The organism is Shewanella sp. AS1, from assembly GCF_021412565.1.
Taxonomy (GTDB): Bacteria; Pseudomonadota; Gammaproteobacteria; order Enterobacterales; family Shewanellaceae; genus Shewanella.
The window spans coordinates 23,303-37,656 of the sequence record NZ_JAKCLJ010000002.1; the positions used below are offsets into that span (position 1 = coordinate 23,303).

10 protein-coding genes are annotated in these 14,354 nt (G+C 47.9%); 6 read left to right on the forward strand and 4 right to left on the reverse strand.

From position 1 onward, the window contains the following. The first annotated feature begins 318 nt into the window (after nucleotides 1-318). The gene (locus LZP69_RS04305) at nucleotides 319-1,512 is read left to right on the forward strand and encodes an amino acid aminotransferase (protein WP_234198967.1); all 1,194 of its coding nucleotides are present in this window, start codon (nucleotides 319-321) and stop codon (nucleotides 1,510-1,512) included. A 135-nt stretch (nucleotides 1,513-1,647) separates the two neighbouring features. Here the strand turns inward: LZP69_RS04305 and serC are convergent, their stop codons facing one another. After that, nucleotides 1,648-2,742 (reverse strand): 3-phosphoserine/phosphohydroxythreonine transaminase, encoded by a 1,095-nt coding sequence (gene serC / locus LZP69_RS04310; RefSeq protein ID WP_234198968.1) that lies wholly within the window; start codon nucleotides 2,740-2,742, stop codon nucleotides 1,648-1,650. A 236-nt stretch (nucleotides 2,743-2,978) separates the two neighbouring features. Next, the gene (gene gyrA, locus LZP69_RS04315; protein WP_234198969.1) at nucleotides 2,979-5,672 is read right to left on the reverse strand and encodes a DNA topoisomerase (ATP-hydrolyzing) subunit A; all 2,694 of its coding nucleotides are present in this window, start codon (nucleotides 5,670-5,672) and stop codon (nucleotides 2,979-2,981) included. Nucleotides 5,673-5,972: 300 nt separating this feature from the next. On the opposite strand from gyrA, the gene ubiG reads away from it, so the two are divergent. The 5 genes from ubiG (at nucleotide 5,973) to yfaE (ending at nucleotide 11,627) form a co-directional block, all read left to right on the forward strand. Continuing rightward, the gene (ubiG, locus tag LZP69_RS04320) at nucleotides 5,973-6,692 is read left to right on the forward strand and encodes a bifunctional 2-polyprenyl-6-hydroxyphenol methylase/3-demethylubiquinol 3-O-methyltransferase UbiG (RefSeq protein ID WP_234198970.1); all 720 of its coding nucleotides are present in this window, start codon (nucleotides 5,973-5,975) and stop codon (nucleotides 6,690-6,692) included. Continuing rightward, a complete protein-coding gene (locus LZP69_RS04325; RefSeq protein WP_234198971.1) occupies nucleotides 6,682-7,368 on the forward strand; it encodes an HAD family hydrolase in 687 nt (228 codons plus the stop codon). The genes ubiG and LZP69_RS04325 overlap by 11 nt, the downstream gene beginning before the upstream one ends. Nucleotides 7,369-7,797: 429 nt before the next feature. Then, a complete protein-coding gene (gene nrdA, locus LZP69_RS04330; protein WP_234198972.1) occupies nucleotides 7,798-10,086 on the forward strand; it encodes a class 1a ribonucleoside-diphosphate reductase subunit alpha in 2,289 nt (762 codons plus the stop codon). Nucleotides 10,087-10,174: 88 nt separating this feature from the next. Further along, complete coding sequence (nrdB, locus tag LZP69_RS04335) at nucleotides 10,175-11,305, forward strand: class Ia ribonucleoside-diphosphate reductase subunit beta (RefSeq protein WP_234198973.1); 1,131 nt, start codon at nucleotides 10,175-10,177, stop codon at nucleotides 11,303-11,305. After that, nucleotides 11,274-11,627, forward strand: coding sequence for a class I ribonucleotide reductase maintenance protein YfaE (gene yfaE, locus LZP69_RS04340; RefSeq protein WP_234198974.1), 354 nt, complete (start codon nucleotides 11,274-11,276; stop codon nucleotides 11,625-11,627). The genes nrdB and yfaE overlap by 32 nt, the downstream gene beginning before the upstream one ends. Before the next feature lie 100 nt (nucleotides 11,628-11,727). On the opposite strand, the gene LZP69_RS04345 is transcribed toward yfaE, so the two are convergent. Both LZP69_RS04345 and LZP69_RS04350 read right to left on the reverse strand, forming a co-directional pair. Then, entirely contained in the window at nucleotides 11,728-12,240 is a 513-nt protein-coding gene (locus LZP69_RS04345; RefSeq protein WP_234198975.1) for a YciI family protein, read from the reverse strand. Between the two features lie 97 nt (nucleotides 12,241-12,337). Beyond that, on the reverse strand, nucleotides 12,338-14,353 hold the full coding sequence (locus LZP69_RS04350; protein WP_234198976.1) for an oxidoreductase: 2,016 nt from the start codon (nucleotides 14,351-14,353) through the stop codon (nucleotides 12,338-12,340). Nucleotide 14,354: the final 1 nt, after the last annotated feature.

Sequence of the window (14,354 nt, forward strand, 5' to 3'; positions counted from 1 at the left end):
AGTTGCTCAAAAGGGCTTTTGCTCAAAAATACTTTGAACCTCGTTGTTATAAAATTACTGATTGAGGCGCACTATTCAATAGTTTTTTCTGTTTTTCGTTAAAAAATGTCAGTTTTAGGCGCGAGTTAACTAAAAACACCCATTTACGCCTACTTGGATTTGGTTAAACCTTATGGCTGGCATGAATGTTTGCCATTTTCATTGCCCTGCGAATTAGCCTTATTTACTGTTATTTTACGGCAAAATCAGTTTATTCTATGTCATCAGAACAATTAGACTACTCATTACATTAAATCAGTTATAAAAAGGTGCCCGATGATGTTTGAAACACTTTCACCTATGCCTGCCGATCCTATTCTAGGTTTGATGGCAAAATATCGACAAGATAACCGCGCCAATAAAATCGATCTGGGCGTAGGTGTCTACAAAGATGATGCTGGGCATACCCCCATTTTAGACTGTGTGAAACGTGCCGAGCAGCACCGAATTGACACAGAGGAAAGCAAAGTTTACATAGGCCCTACCGGTTCACCCCTATTTAATGAGCTGATTGCTGAGCTGGCTTTTGGCAGTGAACATTCAGCGCTGGCCGCCAAGCGTATACGCTCAGTTTCCACGCCAGGTGGTACAGGCTCGCTCAGGGTCGCCGCCGACTTTATTAAGCGCATCAAGCCTAACGCCGTTATCTGGGTCAGCGATCCAACCTGGGCAAACCACATAGGTCTGTTTGAGGCTGCCGGACTCACAGTTAAGACTTATCCCTATTATGATTATGACAACAAGTGCCTGAAATTTGATGAGATGCTTGCGGCTTTAGGTCAAGTCAGCACCGATGACGTGGTACTACTACACGCCTGTTGTCATAATCCAAGTGGCATGGATTTAACCCCAGCGCAATGGGACAGCATCTGCTCGCTGGCTAAAACTCAAGGCTTTACCCCCCTTATCGATATGGCCTATCAAGGCTTTGGTGATGGGGTCGATCAAGATGCCTATGGTGTGCGTAAGATGGCCGAAACGGTCAATGATATGATCTTATGTTCCTCCTGTTCAAAGAACTTTGGCCTCTACCGTGAGCGTATTGGTGCCTGTTCTATCCTTGCTAAAACTAGCGAAGCGGCGGATATTACATACTCAGTCTTACTCTATGTGGTGCGCTGTATCTACTCTATGCCACCGGCGCACGGTGCTGCCATTGTTGAAACCATTCTGGGGTCGAGCGAACTTAAGCAGCAATGGTTAGACGAGCTTAAAGTGATGCGCGATCGCATTAATGATAATCGTGCACTATTGGTGAATAAATTGCTGGAAAAAGGAGTAACCCGAGATTTCGGTTTTATTCAGGAGCAAAAAGGAATGTTCTCTTTCTTGGGGATCACCCCATCACAAGTCGACACGCTCCAGAAAGAACACGCCATCTATATGGTGGACTCTAGCCGGATCAGTATCGCGGGCATTGCCAATAATAATGTGGATCACCTGGCAAGTGCTATTGCTCAAGTGATAAAGTAACTATCTAATAAGCAATAAAAAGAGCACAAGCCTAGCTTGTGCTCTTTTTATTTATGACATCATGACACTGACATTCAGCAGCGAGTTAAGCCTTGATTTTAAAACTGCACTAAAGTAGCCGGTAAAGTAGCACGCTTAACCACTGTGCTTGGCTTCAAAGCTTTGCATAAAGTTTACTAAGGCCTTGACGCCCGCCAATGGCATCGCATTGTAGATGCTAGCGCGCATACCACCGACACTGCGATGCCCCTTGAGCGCAACCAGGCCCGCGGCCTTGGACTCAGTCAAAAACGCATCATTGAGCGACTCATCTTTCAAATAAAAAGTCACATTCATCTTTGAGCGATTCTCTGGTGCAACGCGATTTTCAAACAGGCTCGAACCATCAATATAGGAATAAAGTAAGGCCGCTTTTTCACTGTTGGTTTTCGCCATGGCGGCAACACCGCCATCAGCTTTCAGCCACTTGAACACTTCGGCCGCCAAATACCAGGCAAAGGTGGGCGGCGTGTTAAACATAGAGTCGTATTTCACGCCCACGCGGTAATCCATTATCGAAGCCTGGGGCAACTGTGGCAGTTTAAGCAGCTCATCTTTAACTATCACTATGCTGAGGCCTGACGGGCCAATATTCTTCTGGGCTCCTGCATAGATAAGCCCATAGCGACTCACATCTATCTCGCGGGACATGATGTTCGATGACATATCGGCAACAAGCGGCCAAGGTGAATCGATGTCATCAAAAATTTCGATACCATCAACTGTCTCGTTGGGACAGTAATGCACATAGCGGTAATCCTTATCTATCGCTCTGAGGCTTGGGATCACCACACGGCTGACACCATCTGCCTTCTCGACGATATTAAGTGTATCTATCTGGCTCTCGCCAGCCAGTTTTTTTGCTTCATCAACTGCGGCAGATGACCAACTGCCATCGACGAGATAAAGGGCTCTGCCATTATTGCCAAGAAAATTATTCACCACAGCGGCAAACTGTCCGCGTCCACCACCATGCATAAAGAGCACATGATAATCGTCAGGAATCGCCATTAACTCTCTAAGGTCTGCCTCAGACTGATCGGCAAGTGCGATAAACTCTTTACTGCGGTGACTGAGCTCCATTACTGAGACGCCCTGATCATTCCAATCCAATAACTCTGCTTGTGCCTTTTCCATTACAGCAGGTGGCAACATGGCTGGGCCCGCACAGAAATTATATGTCGTGCTCACATTCTTCTCCTTTGACATCTGTGTCAGCTAACTACACTCAGTTATATCTAATCAAATTGTGCAATAAAACCTACTCAGAAACGAGATAAATTTCATCCAATGGCGATTGATTTAAGGTTTAAAGCTTAAGCTTTAAATTGAAAGTCATTTGGATGACGTTATCCGTTTTGGCTATCCGAACCAGAAGCAGAAACAAAACGAGCGCCCTAAAGGACGCCCGTTATTGTTACTAAAACCTATTCGTTAGGCTCAGTATCCGCTGCTGGCTCATCGGTTTGATCCACTTCAGCGTTGTCGGCCTGAACTTCGATAGGATTGCCCTCTTCATCTAGCTCAACCTCATCCTGGATCTCATCGATGCGTTGCAGACCAACCACAGATTCATCTTCTGCGGTGCGTATGATGGTCACACCTTGAGTGTTACGGCCAATACTGGATACACCCGTTGCCGGAGTACGTACCAAGGTGCCCTTGTTACTGATCAGCATGATCTCATCATTTTCGCCAACCTGGACCGCACCGACGACTGCGCCGTTACGTTCGCTAACTTTGATTGAAACCACCCCTTTAGTACCACGGCTCTTAGCTGGGTATTCAGATAAGGCAGTGCGCTTACCATAACCGTTTTCGGTAACGGTTAAGATGGCGCCATCGCCTTTAGGCACGATAAGCGAAACCACGCTTTGGCCCTCTTCGAGCTTGATACCACGGACACCGGTTGCCGTACGGCCCATGGCGCGCAGCGCAATCACTTCTTCACCGGTTTCAGGATCTATCTTCACCTCACCGGTTTCAGAATCGCGGGCCTTCTCATTGAAGCGTACCACTTTACCTTCGTTAGAGAAGAGCATGATGTCATCGCTGCCCTCTGTGATGTCGACCCCAATCAGCTGATCGCCATCTTTGAGGTTAACGGCAATGATGCCGTTTGCACGTGGGTTGCTATAAGCAGTCAGTGCCGTCTTCTTCACAGTACCGTGAGCGGTTGCCATGATAATGTACTTATCTTCGGCATATTCGCGCACCGGCAGAATCGCCGTAATATGCTCACCATCAGCCAGCGGCAATAGGTTAATGATGGGGCGACCACGTGCGGTGCGGCTCGCTAATGGTAATTGATACACCTTGAGCCAGTACATCTTACCGAAATCGGAGAAACACAAGATGGTGTCATGGGTGTTGGCAACCAGGAGTTTTTCGACGAAATCTTCATCTTTCACCTTGGTTGCAGCCTTACCCTTACCACCGCGGCGCTGAGCCTGGTAATCGCTTAATGGTTGATACTTGGCATAACCCAGATGCGACAGGGTAACGACCACATCTTCTTCATTGATCAAATCCTCTAAGCTCATGTCGATCTCATTGGCATTGATCACAGTTCGGCGCGCGTCGCCATACTGCTCAAGGATCTCTTCAAGCTCCTCTTTAATTACTTCCATCAGACGCTCTGGACTGCGCAGAATATGCAGAAGACCGGCAATAACCACCAGTAACTCTTCATATTCAGACAGGATCTTCTCATGTTCCAGACCGGTTAAGCGGTGTAGACGCAATTCGAGGATCGCCTGAGCCTGCTGCTCAGTTAAATAGTATTGTCCATCACGGATACCATATTCTGGCTCTAACCACTCTGGACGCGCCGCATCATCACCAGCCTTTTCCAGCATGCCTTGTACATTACCGAGCGACCAGCCTTGTGCAATCAGCTGCTCTTTGGCATCTGCAGGCGTAGGTGAGGCTTTGATTAGTGCAATAATAGGATCGATATTGGCCAGTGCGATAGCCAATGCTTCAAGGATATGAGCACGCTCACGGGCTTTACGCAGTTCAAATACGGTGCGGCGGGTGACCACTTCACGGCGATGAAGGATAAAGCTTTCGAGCATCTCTTTAAGATTGAACAGTTTTGGCTGACCATTGGTCAGGGCAACCATGTTAATCCCGAAAGAGGATTGCATCTGAGTCTGAGCGTAGAGGTTGTTTAATACCACCTCACCCACTTCACCGCGCTTAATTTCGATAACGATGCGCATGCCGTCTTTATCTGACTCATCGCGCAGGCCGCTGATGCCTTCAATTCGCTTATCTTTGACCAGCTCGGCGATCTTCTCAATCAGACGGGCCTTGTTCACCTGATAAGGGATCTCGTGCACGATAATACGCTCACGACCACTATCTTCGGTTTCAACATCCGCTTTGGCGCGCATCACAACCCGGCCACGGCCTGTATTATAAGCATCTATGATGCCTTTACGGCCATTGATGATCGCCGCCGTTGGGAAATCGGGGCCAGGAATGTGATCCATCAGCTGCTCGATAGAGAGACTCGGCTCCTCTATCAAGGCTAAGCAGCCTTTAACCACTTCTGTGATATTGTGCGGTGGAATATTGGTTGCCATACCAACGGCAATCCCCGAGGAGCCGTTGATCAGCAGATTCGGTACGCGCGTTGGCAGTACGGCCGGAATAAATTCTGTGCCATCGTAGTTGGGCACAAAATCGACAGTTTCTTTGTCTAAGTCGGCCAGTAAGGAGTGGGCCAACTTCTCCATGCGGATCTCGGTATAACGCATCGCCGCCGCCGAGTCACCATCGATAGAACCGAAGTTACCTTGACCATCGACTAAGGTGTAGCGTAAAGAGAATGGCTGCGCCATACGCACGATAGTGTCGTAAACCGCAGTATCACCATGGGGGTGATATTTACCGATCACGTCACCAACAACACGCGCCGATTTTTTATAGGGTTTATTCCAATCGTTTTTCAATTCGTTCATCGCGAATAATACGCGGCGATGAACCGGTTTCAAGCCGTCTCTTACATCGGGTAGAGCCCGGCCAACGATAACGCTCATGGCGTAATCTAAATATGAATTCTTTAATTCGTCTTCAATATTAATTGGTGTTATAGATGAAGCCAGATCAGTCATAAACTGCTCGATCCCTTGAAATTTAGCTGACAAAATACTGCGTAATAAACAGGCAGTACAACAGCAAGCCTGAAAACGTGATTTTGCATTCTAACACAGAAAATTAATGTCGCTAGACCCTATTGAGATTTCCCTTCAAATATATGATTCCGGCTATAAAGCGCAATTTCCCTGCTTGCTTGTGCGCCAAAAAACTGACTGAGGTTTATCTGTTCGGTTCTGCGCCGATTATCCTTTGTTTCTCTCCCCCTATGGGTATAATGACAACAAAAATAAGGTCTCTAGTTAAAGGTGAGAATCGTGTCTAAGCAATTGAATGTTGACCCCCAGGAAATCGCAAAATTTGAAAAAATGGCTGAAACTTGGTGGGATCCAGAGGGTGAATTCAAACCCTTACATAAACTCAATCCGCTTAGGCTTAACTATATTGATCAAACCGTTGGCGGCTTATTTGGTAAACGTGTGCTGGATGTCGGCTGTGGTGGCGGTATCTTGTCAGAAAGCATGGCGCGAATTGGCGCGCAGGTCGATGGCCTAGATATGGGCCGTGAGCCGCTGGATGTCGCCAGACTGCACGCCTTAGAGATGGGCGTTGAAATCAACTACATTCAAAACACAGCCGAAGATCATCGCGACAACCATAGAGGTCAATATGATGCGGTGACCTGTATGGAGATGCTAGAGCATGTGCCCGACCCTGCCTCTGTTATCCAGGCCTGCAGCGATATGGTCAAACCCGGCGGCTATGTGTTTTTCTCAACCATAAATCGTAATCTGCGTGCCTATGTTGAAACCATTCTCGGCGCCGAGTACCTGCTCAAGATGCTGCCTGTCGGTACGCATGATCATAAAAAGTTTATCCGCCCGGCAGAATTGATTGCCATGGCAGAGCGTGCTGAGTTGGTGAGTACAGATGCCACGGGCATTACCTATAACCCCTTGACCGGCATTTTCCGCTATACCCAAAACCTCGATGTCAACTATATGATTGCCACAGTCAAAGATGTCGATGCAGATTAAGCCGCATAAAGCCCCAATTTGCGGCGTGCTATTTGACTTAGATGGCACCTTAGTCGATACCGCGCCGGATCTCGTCCATGCATTAAACCTTGCTTTACTAGAGCATGGTTTTCCCCCTAAGCCTTTGGAAGCTGTACGAGATGCGGCATCACATGGCAGTTTGGCCTTAGTCAGCGCGGCGCAGCCAGAGTTGCCAGACACAGAAAAAGTTAAAATACAGCAATCTTTGCTCTCTCATTATCAACAGATCAATGGCCAGCATTCTCGTTTGTTTGAGGGAATGGATACACTTCTATTGGCGTTAATCAAAGCCAATATTCCCTTCGGTGTGGTCACCAATAAGGCGGCGCGTTTTGCAAGACCGCTTTTAGACACGCTTGAGGTTAACTCAACTAAATTAGCCAACTTGATGCCGAGCATTATCAGCGGCGATTCAACTCGATACAGTAAGCCACACAGCGCCCCTATGCTACTGGCCGCCCAGCAGCTAAATTGTCCCCCAGCTTCCATTTTATATTTGGGTGATGCCGAGCGGGATCTTCAGGCAGCATATAATAGTGGTATGCAAGGCGGAATCGCCTTGTGGGGATATATCGCCAAGACAGACAAGCTAGATAGCTGGCCCCATGATTACCGCTTTGAAACGCCTGAAGAGGTCATCCCATTAATTGACTAGTGCCCTTCGAGTGCGAATCTCAGCTGTCAAACCCTGACTTCAGATCATATAGGGATCGCAGCGATCTTAGCCAGAACGATTAGAAAAGTAGCGAACTGTCAAAATCAAATTTTGTTACAAATGTGTTAATCGAAAAGGACGAACACACCCCAAAAGACGCTTCAAGGGTTAGCCATTACTAACCCTTTTGTTTACCCCCAAGATATCCACAACTTATGCGATAAATTCCTTCTTGCAATATGCCTTCAACCTCACTATCTTGTATCTTAGAAAATATAAAACACCATATATTGTATGTAGGTCATAATTGTAGACACTAGGGAAGTGTGTTGTTTTTAACCTTTTCTAATCTCTTCAATTGTTTTTTACACGGAAACGTAGCATGAGCTTCTCCTCATCACGTTGCGATATTTACAAGGCTTATCTCCAATGAATAGCAATATGCAAGTCACAAAGCGCAGTGGCGAACGTGAAATCATCGATCTCGATAAGATCCATCGAGTGATCACCTGGGCAGCCAATGGACTGAAAAATGTATCAGTGTCTGAGGTAGAATTACGTTCACACCTGCAGTTTTATGATGGCATTCCTACCGAAGCGATCCATGAAACCATTATTAAAGCCGCAGCCGATCTGATCTCCCCCGAGTCTCCCGATTATCAGTTTCTCTCTGCCCGCTTAGCCATCTTCCATCTGCGTAAGAAAGCCTTCGGCCAGTTTGAACCGCCAAGCCTCTATGACCATGTCGTCAAGCTGGTGGAAATGGGCAAATATGATCGCCATATTCTTGAAGACTATAGCCGTGAAGAGCTCGACATTCTCGACAGCTATATTGACCACTGGCGAGACATGAACTTTTCCTATGCCGCAGTAAAGCAGCTTGAAGGGAAATATTTAGTACAAAACCGTGTGAGCCGTGATATCTACGAGAGTGCACAGTTCCTCTATATCTTAGTGGCCGCTTGCCTGTTCGCTAAATACCCAAGAGAAACCAGACTGCAGTATGTGAAGGATTTCTACGATGCCACGTCGACATTTAAGATCTCGCTGCCAACGCCTATTATGGCCGGTGTGCGTACACCTACGCGTCAGTTTAGCTCTTGCGTACTGATCGAATGTGGTGACAGCTTAGATTCCATCAATGCCACCGCCTCATCTATTGTGAAATATGTGTCACAACGTGCGGGAATTGGGGTCAATGCGGGCCGCATTCGTGCTCTTGGCAGCCCTATCCGTGGCGGTGAAGCTTTCCATACCGGCTGTCTGCCTTTCTATAAATATTTCCAGACAGCTGTAAAGTCCTGCTCACAAGGCGGTGTACGTGGCGGTGCGGCAACCCTCTTCTACCCTATGTGGCACCTGGAAGTGGAATCTTTGCTGGTATTGAAGAATAACCGCGGGGTCGATGATAACCGTATTCGTCATCTCGACTACGGCGTACAGATCAACAAGTTGATGTACCAACGCTTAATTAAAGGCGGCATGATCACCCTGTTCAGCCCATCGGATGTGCCGGGTCTGTACGACGCTTTCTTCGAAGATCAAGAATTGTTTGAGCGTCTCTACCTTCAATATGAAGCAGATGACAGCATTCGTAAAAAGCAGATTAAAGCGGTGGATCTATTTGCCTTAATGATGCAAGAGCGCGCTTCGACAGGCCGCATCTATATTCAAAACGTGGATCACTGTAACACCCACAGTCCTTTTGATTCAAAAGTGGCTCCCGTACGTCAGTCTAACCTCTGTTTAGAGATTGCACTGCCGACTAAGCCGTTAAATAACGTTGACGATCCCGATGGCGAAATCGCCCTCTGTACTCTATCAGCACTCAACTTAGGCGCCATTAAGAATCTGGCCGAGCTTGAACCATTGGCAGACCTTGCCGTACGCGCCCTAGACAGTCTGCTCGATTATCAGGATTACCCGATCACCGCTGCCCACAAGGCGTCGATGAATCGCCGTACTCTAGGCATAGGAGTTATCAACTTTGCCAACTACCTGGCAAAAGAGGGTGTGCGTTATTCAGATGGCTCTGCCAACAGCATTACCCATAAGACCTTTGAAGCGATCCAATACTATCTCTTAAAAGCCTCGGTTAATCTGGCTAAAGAGCAAGGCGCCTGCCCTGCATTCAATGAAACCACTTATTCCCAAGGTATCCTGCCTATCGATACCTATAAGCGAGAGCTGGATAAGATCTGTGACGAGCCATTGCATTTGGATTGGGAAGCACTGCGTGCGGATATCATGACCCATGGTCTACGTAACTCTACCCTCTCTGCGTTAATGCCTTCAGAGACCTCATCGCAGATCTCCAATGCCACCAATGGCATTGAGCCACCGCGCGGACTTATCAGTGTAAAGGCGAGCAAAGATGGACAGCTTAAGCAGGTTGTGCCGGATTTTGAAAAGTACCAGTACAGCTACGAGCTATTATGGCAGATGCCCAATAACGACGGTTACCTGCAGTTAGTGGGCTTAATGCAGAAGTTTGTCGATCAATCTATCTCTGCCAATACCAACTATGATCCATCGCGCTTCCCTGGTTCAAAAGTGCCAATGCAAGTGCTGCTAAAAGATCTCTTAACTGCGTATAAATATGGTGTGAAAACACTTTACTACCATAACACCCGCGATGGAGCCTCTGATCGCCATGACGACATAGTGAGTCTGGAAAAAGAGGATGACAGCTGCGCAGGTGGCGCTTGTAAGATTTAAGATCACTTAAGATTTAAGATCACTTAACTGATCGAGTGTGGATATTAATTTAGGGGGCACACGCCCCCAATATTGGAAGATGCGAAAAATGGCCTACTCTACATTTTGTCAAATACCCAATGATGCCTCTCGCGAGCCTATGTTCATGGGACAACCCGTTAACGTTGCCCGTTACGATATTCAAAAGTACGAGGTATTTGAGAAGTTAATTGAGAAGCAACTCTCTTTTTTCTGGCGCCCAGAAGAAGTGGATGTCAGCAAAGATAAAATTGATTATGCAGCCCTACCTGAGCATGAGAAGCATATTTTTATCTCGAATCTGAAATACCAGACCTTGCTGGACTCGATTCAGGGACGCTCACCCAACGTGGCATTTTTGCCTCTGGTGTCTATTCCTGAGCTGGAAACCTGGATTGAGACCTGGTCCTTCTCTGAGACCATTCACTCGCGCTCCTACACCCATATTATCCGCAATATCGTCAACAATCCGTCTGTAGTGTTCGATGATATCGTGGCCAATGACGAAATTTTAAAGCGCGCCTCAGACATTGCTGAATATTACGATCATTTAATCACCCTCACCCAGGCCTATCACCTCCATGGTGAAGGCAACCACGAAATCGAGGGTAAAGTGATTGAAGTGACACAAAGGGAGATTAAAAAAGCCCTTTATCTGTGTATGGTGTCGGTCAATGTCTTAGAAGCGATCCGTTTCTATGTCAGTTTCGCTTGCTCATTTGCTTTCGCCGAGCGCAAGGTAATGGAAGGCAACGCTAAAATCATCCGCTTAATCGCCCGCGATGAAGCCCTGCACCTTAACGGTACTCAGCACATACTCAAGTTGATGCAGGCCGGCAAGGATGATCCCGAAATGGGCGAAATCGCCAGTGAGTGCCGCGACATTGCCACCGAAATCTTTGTCAAAGCCGCCGAGCAGGAAAAAGAGTGGGCCAAATACCTGTTTAAAGATGGCTCAATGATAGGTCTAAATGAACAGATCCTGTCTCAGTATGTTGAATATATCACCACAGAGCGAATGAAGTCCGTTAATCTAATCAGCCCTTATGGAGAGCAGAGTAACCCCCTGCCCTGGATGAAGAACTGGCTGGAGAGTGACTCAGTGCAAGTTGCTCCTCAGGAAGTGGAAGTCTCATCTTATTTGGTCGGTCAAATCGATTCCTCAATCGATGAAAGTGAGTTCGCCGACTTTGACCTGTAATAAGAGTCTTTTTAAGAAGGCCCCTATCGTCAGCCTTCGCGGCCAGCCTGTGCTCTTGTATACCCAAGAGCACCAGAGTCTGCTGCATGCTTTAGAGCAAAAGAAGGTTAGACTATTTTCAGAGTGCCGCAATGGTTTTTGCGGCGCTTGTAAAACCCGCTTAAACAGCGGCACTGTCAGCTATCACACCGAACCTTTAGTGGAGCTGGAAGAGAACGAATGCCTGCCCTGCTGCTGCCATGCCCAGACAGATCTGGATTTAGACCTCTCGTTCGATGAGGCCGAAGTGATCCACTATCCTCGCATTATGAGTGTCAGTTAAAAGAGCGCTTCTGCTACTGAGATTTTGTTGTTGGGCGCTTAGGCTGAACTTTGAAAATTCACCCCCAACACTTTAGCACTTGGCTCCTCAGCATCATTTGCTACATGGATTTCTTGGCGATACGCCCATGGGTGGACGTTACCTGCATCAGGGCGGCGCTGCCATACCAGGGGTGCAGTTCCATCACCAGCCGTCCTGCCTGAATGGCAGGATCCGATGCGGTCAGCTCTTCGGCTTCCTTTACCGAAGTGACATTAAAGATGTAGATCCCTCTGAGCTCTCCGTCATCGAGGAACGGTCCTGCTAGCACAAGCTTTCCCTGTTTTGCCAAACGACCGATATTAGCAAGATGTGCTGCCTGTAAGGCATTAGCCTCCTTGGCATCTTGATCGCGATTGGGTCCTCGTTTTAAAAATGCCATAACATACTGCTTCATGCCATAGTCATCGGCGCCCAGCTCAGTCGCCAGCGCCTGATCGAACTGCATTTGATCGTTCTGAGCCTTATCAAGCTGAGTTTGCTCTGCATAGCTTGGTAAAGACACAGCCAAAGATACAGAAAATGTTGCACCTAAAAGGGCCAATCCAAGATAGACACGCATTTTTGCTCCCATTTATCTCTCCTGCTCAGATTAAAAAAGCTCACCCTTTGGTGAGCTTAAATTTCAATATGTTATAGAGTATAGCCCTGTTAATGGCGTTAGATGCAGGTTAAATTTGTGCGGCTAACTCGGCCCCTTGTCTGATCGCCCGCTTGGCATCGAGCTCGGCCGCCACATCCACGCCGCCGATCAAGTGCACAGGCAAGTTCGTGGCAAGCATCTCATCGACTAGGCTGCGGTTCGATTCCTGGCCGGCACATAAGATGACAGTATCGACCATAAGCACCTGCTTTTTATCATCGACGCTAATATGCAATCCTTGCTCATCAAACCTCTCATAACTCACGCCGGATAACATATTCACGCGATGGTTTTTCAGCACGCTGCGATGGATCCAGCCCGTCGTCTTACCAAGCCCCTTACCCATCTTGGTGGTTTTACGCTGCAGCAGGTAGATCTGCCGCTCTGCATGCGCTAAAACTGGCTCGGTTAAGCCGCCGCGGTTTTGGTATTGAGTGTCAATGCCCCACTGTTTACGCCATTGCTCTGGGTTTAAGGTGCTCGACTGGGTTTCTGCAAGATAGTGCGCCATATCAAAGCCAATCCCGCCGGCGCCGATCAGGGCAATCTTTTGTCCGATGGTCACTTCGCCGCGCAGCACTTGCTGATAATTAACAACCTTAGGGGAATCGAAACCTGGCAGGTGCAACTCACGGGGAATTACACCTGCGGCGATCACCAGCTCATCGAAATGTTCATCGCGCACGGCAGCTGCGTCCAATCGTGTATTGAGCCTGAGATCTATCTGTTGACGCTTGATCTGCTCGGTAAAGTAGCGAATGGTCTCATCAAACTCCTCTTTACCTGGGATCTTACGCGCGAGATTAAACTGGCCGCCAACTTCTGAGTTTGCCTCAAACAAAACCACCTGATGACCACGGGAAGCGGCAAAAACGGAAAATGCCATTCCGGCAGGCCCTGCCCCCATTACGGCGATACGTTTTCTATGGGCCGCGTGCAGGAAGTTAAGCTCGGTTTCATAACAGGCTCTGGGGTTCACTAAACAGGTCGCCCGTTTCATGGAAAAGGTATGATCCAGGCAAGCCTGATTACAACCAATACAGGTATTAATCAGATGTGCCTCATCCCCGGCGGCCTTATTCACAAAATCCGGGTCGGCAAGAAAAGGCCTTGCCATGGAGACCATATCGGCTTGATTGGATGCGATGATCTGCTCGGCTATCTCAGGGGTATTGATACGGTTAGTGGCGATAAGAGGGAGTTTGACCTCTTTTTTCAGCCTTTCGGTCACCCAGGAAAACGCGGCTCGGGGAACACTGGTGGCAATGGTTGGGATCCGCGCTTCATGCCAACCAATACCTGTGTTGATAATGGTTACCCCTGCTTGTTCAAGCAGTTTTGCCAGGCTAACCACCTCGTCCCAGGTTGAGCCATTCTCCACCAGATCCAACATAGATAATCTGAAGATGATAATAAACTGGCTGCCCACTTTCGCGCGTATAGCTTTGACTATCTCGACGGCAAACTTGGCCCGATTTTCAAAACTGCCGCCAAACTGATCCTGACGTTGATTGGTTCGACTGCAGATAAACTGGTTGATCAGATAACCTTCAGAACCCATCACCTCAACTCCATCGTAACCTGCTTTTCTAGCCAGTAATGCCGAGGCTGCGTAATCATTTATGGTATTTCTGACCTGCCTACCGGACATGGCCGATGGGGTAAAAGGTGTGATGGGCGACTTTATTTTGCTGGGCGCCAGGGCAAACGGGTGATAGGCATAACGGCCGGCATGTAAGATCTGCATGCAAATTTTACCGCCCGCCTGATGTACCGCCTGGGTTACTAACTTGTGTTTGGAGACTTGCCAGGAGTAACTGAGCTGACTGGCGTGAGGGGTCAATCGTCCGCGAAAGTTAGGCGAGATCCCGCCCGTGACAATTAAACCGACACCGCCCTCTACCCGCTCTTTATAAAATGCCGCCAGTTTTTCAAAGCCCCCCTTTTCCTCTTCAAGCCCTGTGTGCATCGATCCCATCAATACACGATTTTTAAGCTGAGTGAAGCCAAGATCTAAGGGTTGCAACAGGTGGGGAAACGGCATT

What these genes read in the sequence shown, in the direction of transcription:
- LZP69_RS04305 (WP_234198967.1), top strand. Translation starts at nt 319, where the DNA reads ATGTTTGAAACACTTTCACCTATGCCTGCCGATCCTATTCTAGGTTTG.
- gyrA (WP_234198969.1), bottom strand. Translation starts at nt 5,672, where the DNA reads ATGACTGATCTGGCTTCATCTATAACACCAATTAATATTGAAGACGAA.
- LZP69_RS04325 (WP_234198971.1), top strand. Translation starts at nt 6,682, where the DNA reads ATGCAGATTAAGCCGCATAAAGCCCCAATTTGCGGCGTGCTATTTGAC.
- nrdA (WP_234198972.1), top strand. Translation starts at nt 7,798, where the DNA reads ATGAATAGCAATATGCAAGTCACAAAGCGCAGTGGCGAACGTGAAATC.
- nrdB (WP_234198973.1), top strand. Translation starts at nt 10,175, where the DNA reads ATGGCCTACTCTACATTTTGTCAAATACCCAATGATGCCTCTCGCGAG.
- yfaE (WP_234198974.1), top strand. Translation starts at nt 11,274, where the DNA reads ATGAAAGTGAGTTCGCCGACTTTGACCTGTAATAAGAGTCTTTTTAAG.
- LZP69_RS04345 (WP_234198975.1), bottom strand. Translation starts at nt 12,240, where the DNA reads ATGGGAGCAAAAATGCGTGTCTATCTTGGATTGGCCCTTTTAGGTGCA.
- LZP69_RS04350 (WP_234198976.1), bottom strand. Translation starts at nt 14,353, where the DNA reads ATGCCGTTTCCCCACCTGTTGCAACCCTTAGATCTTGGCTTCACTCAG.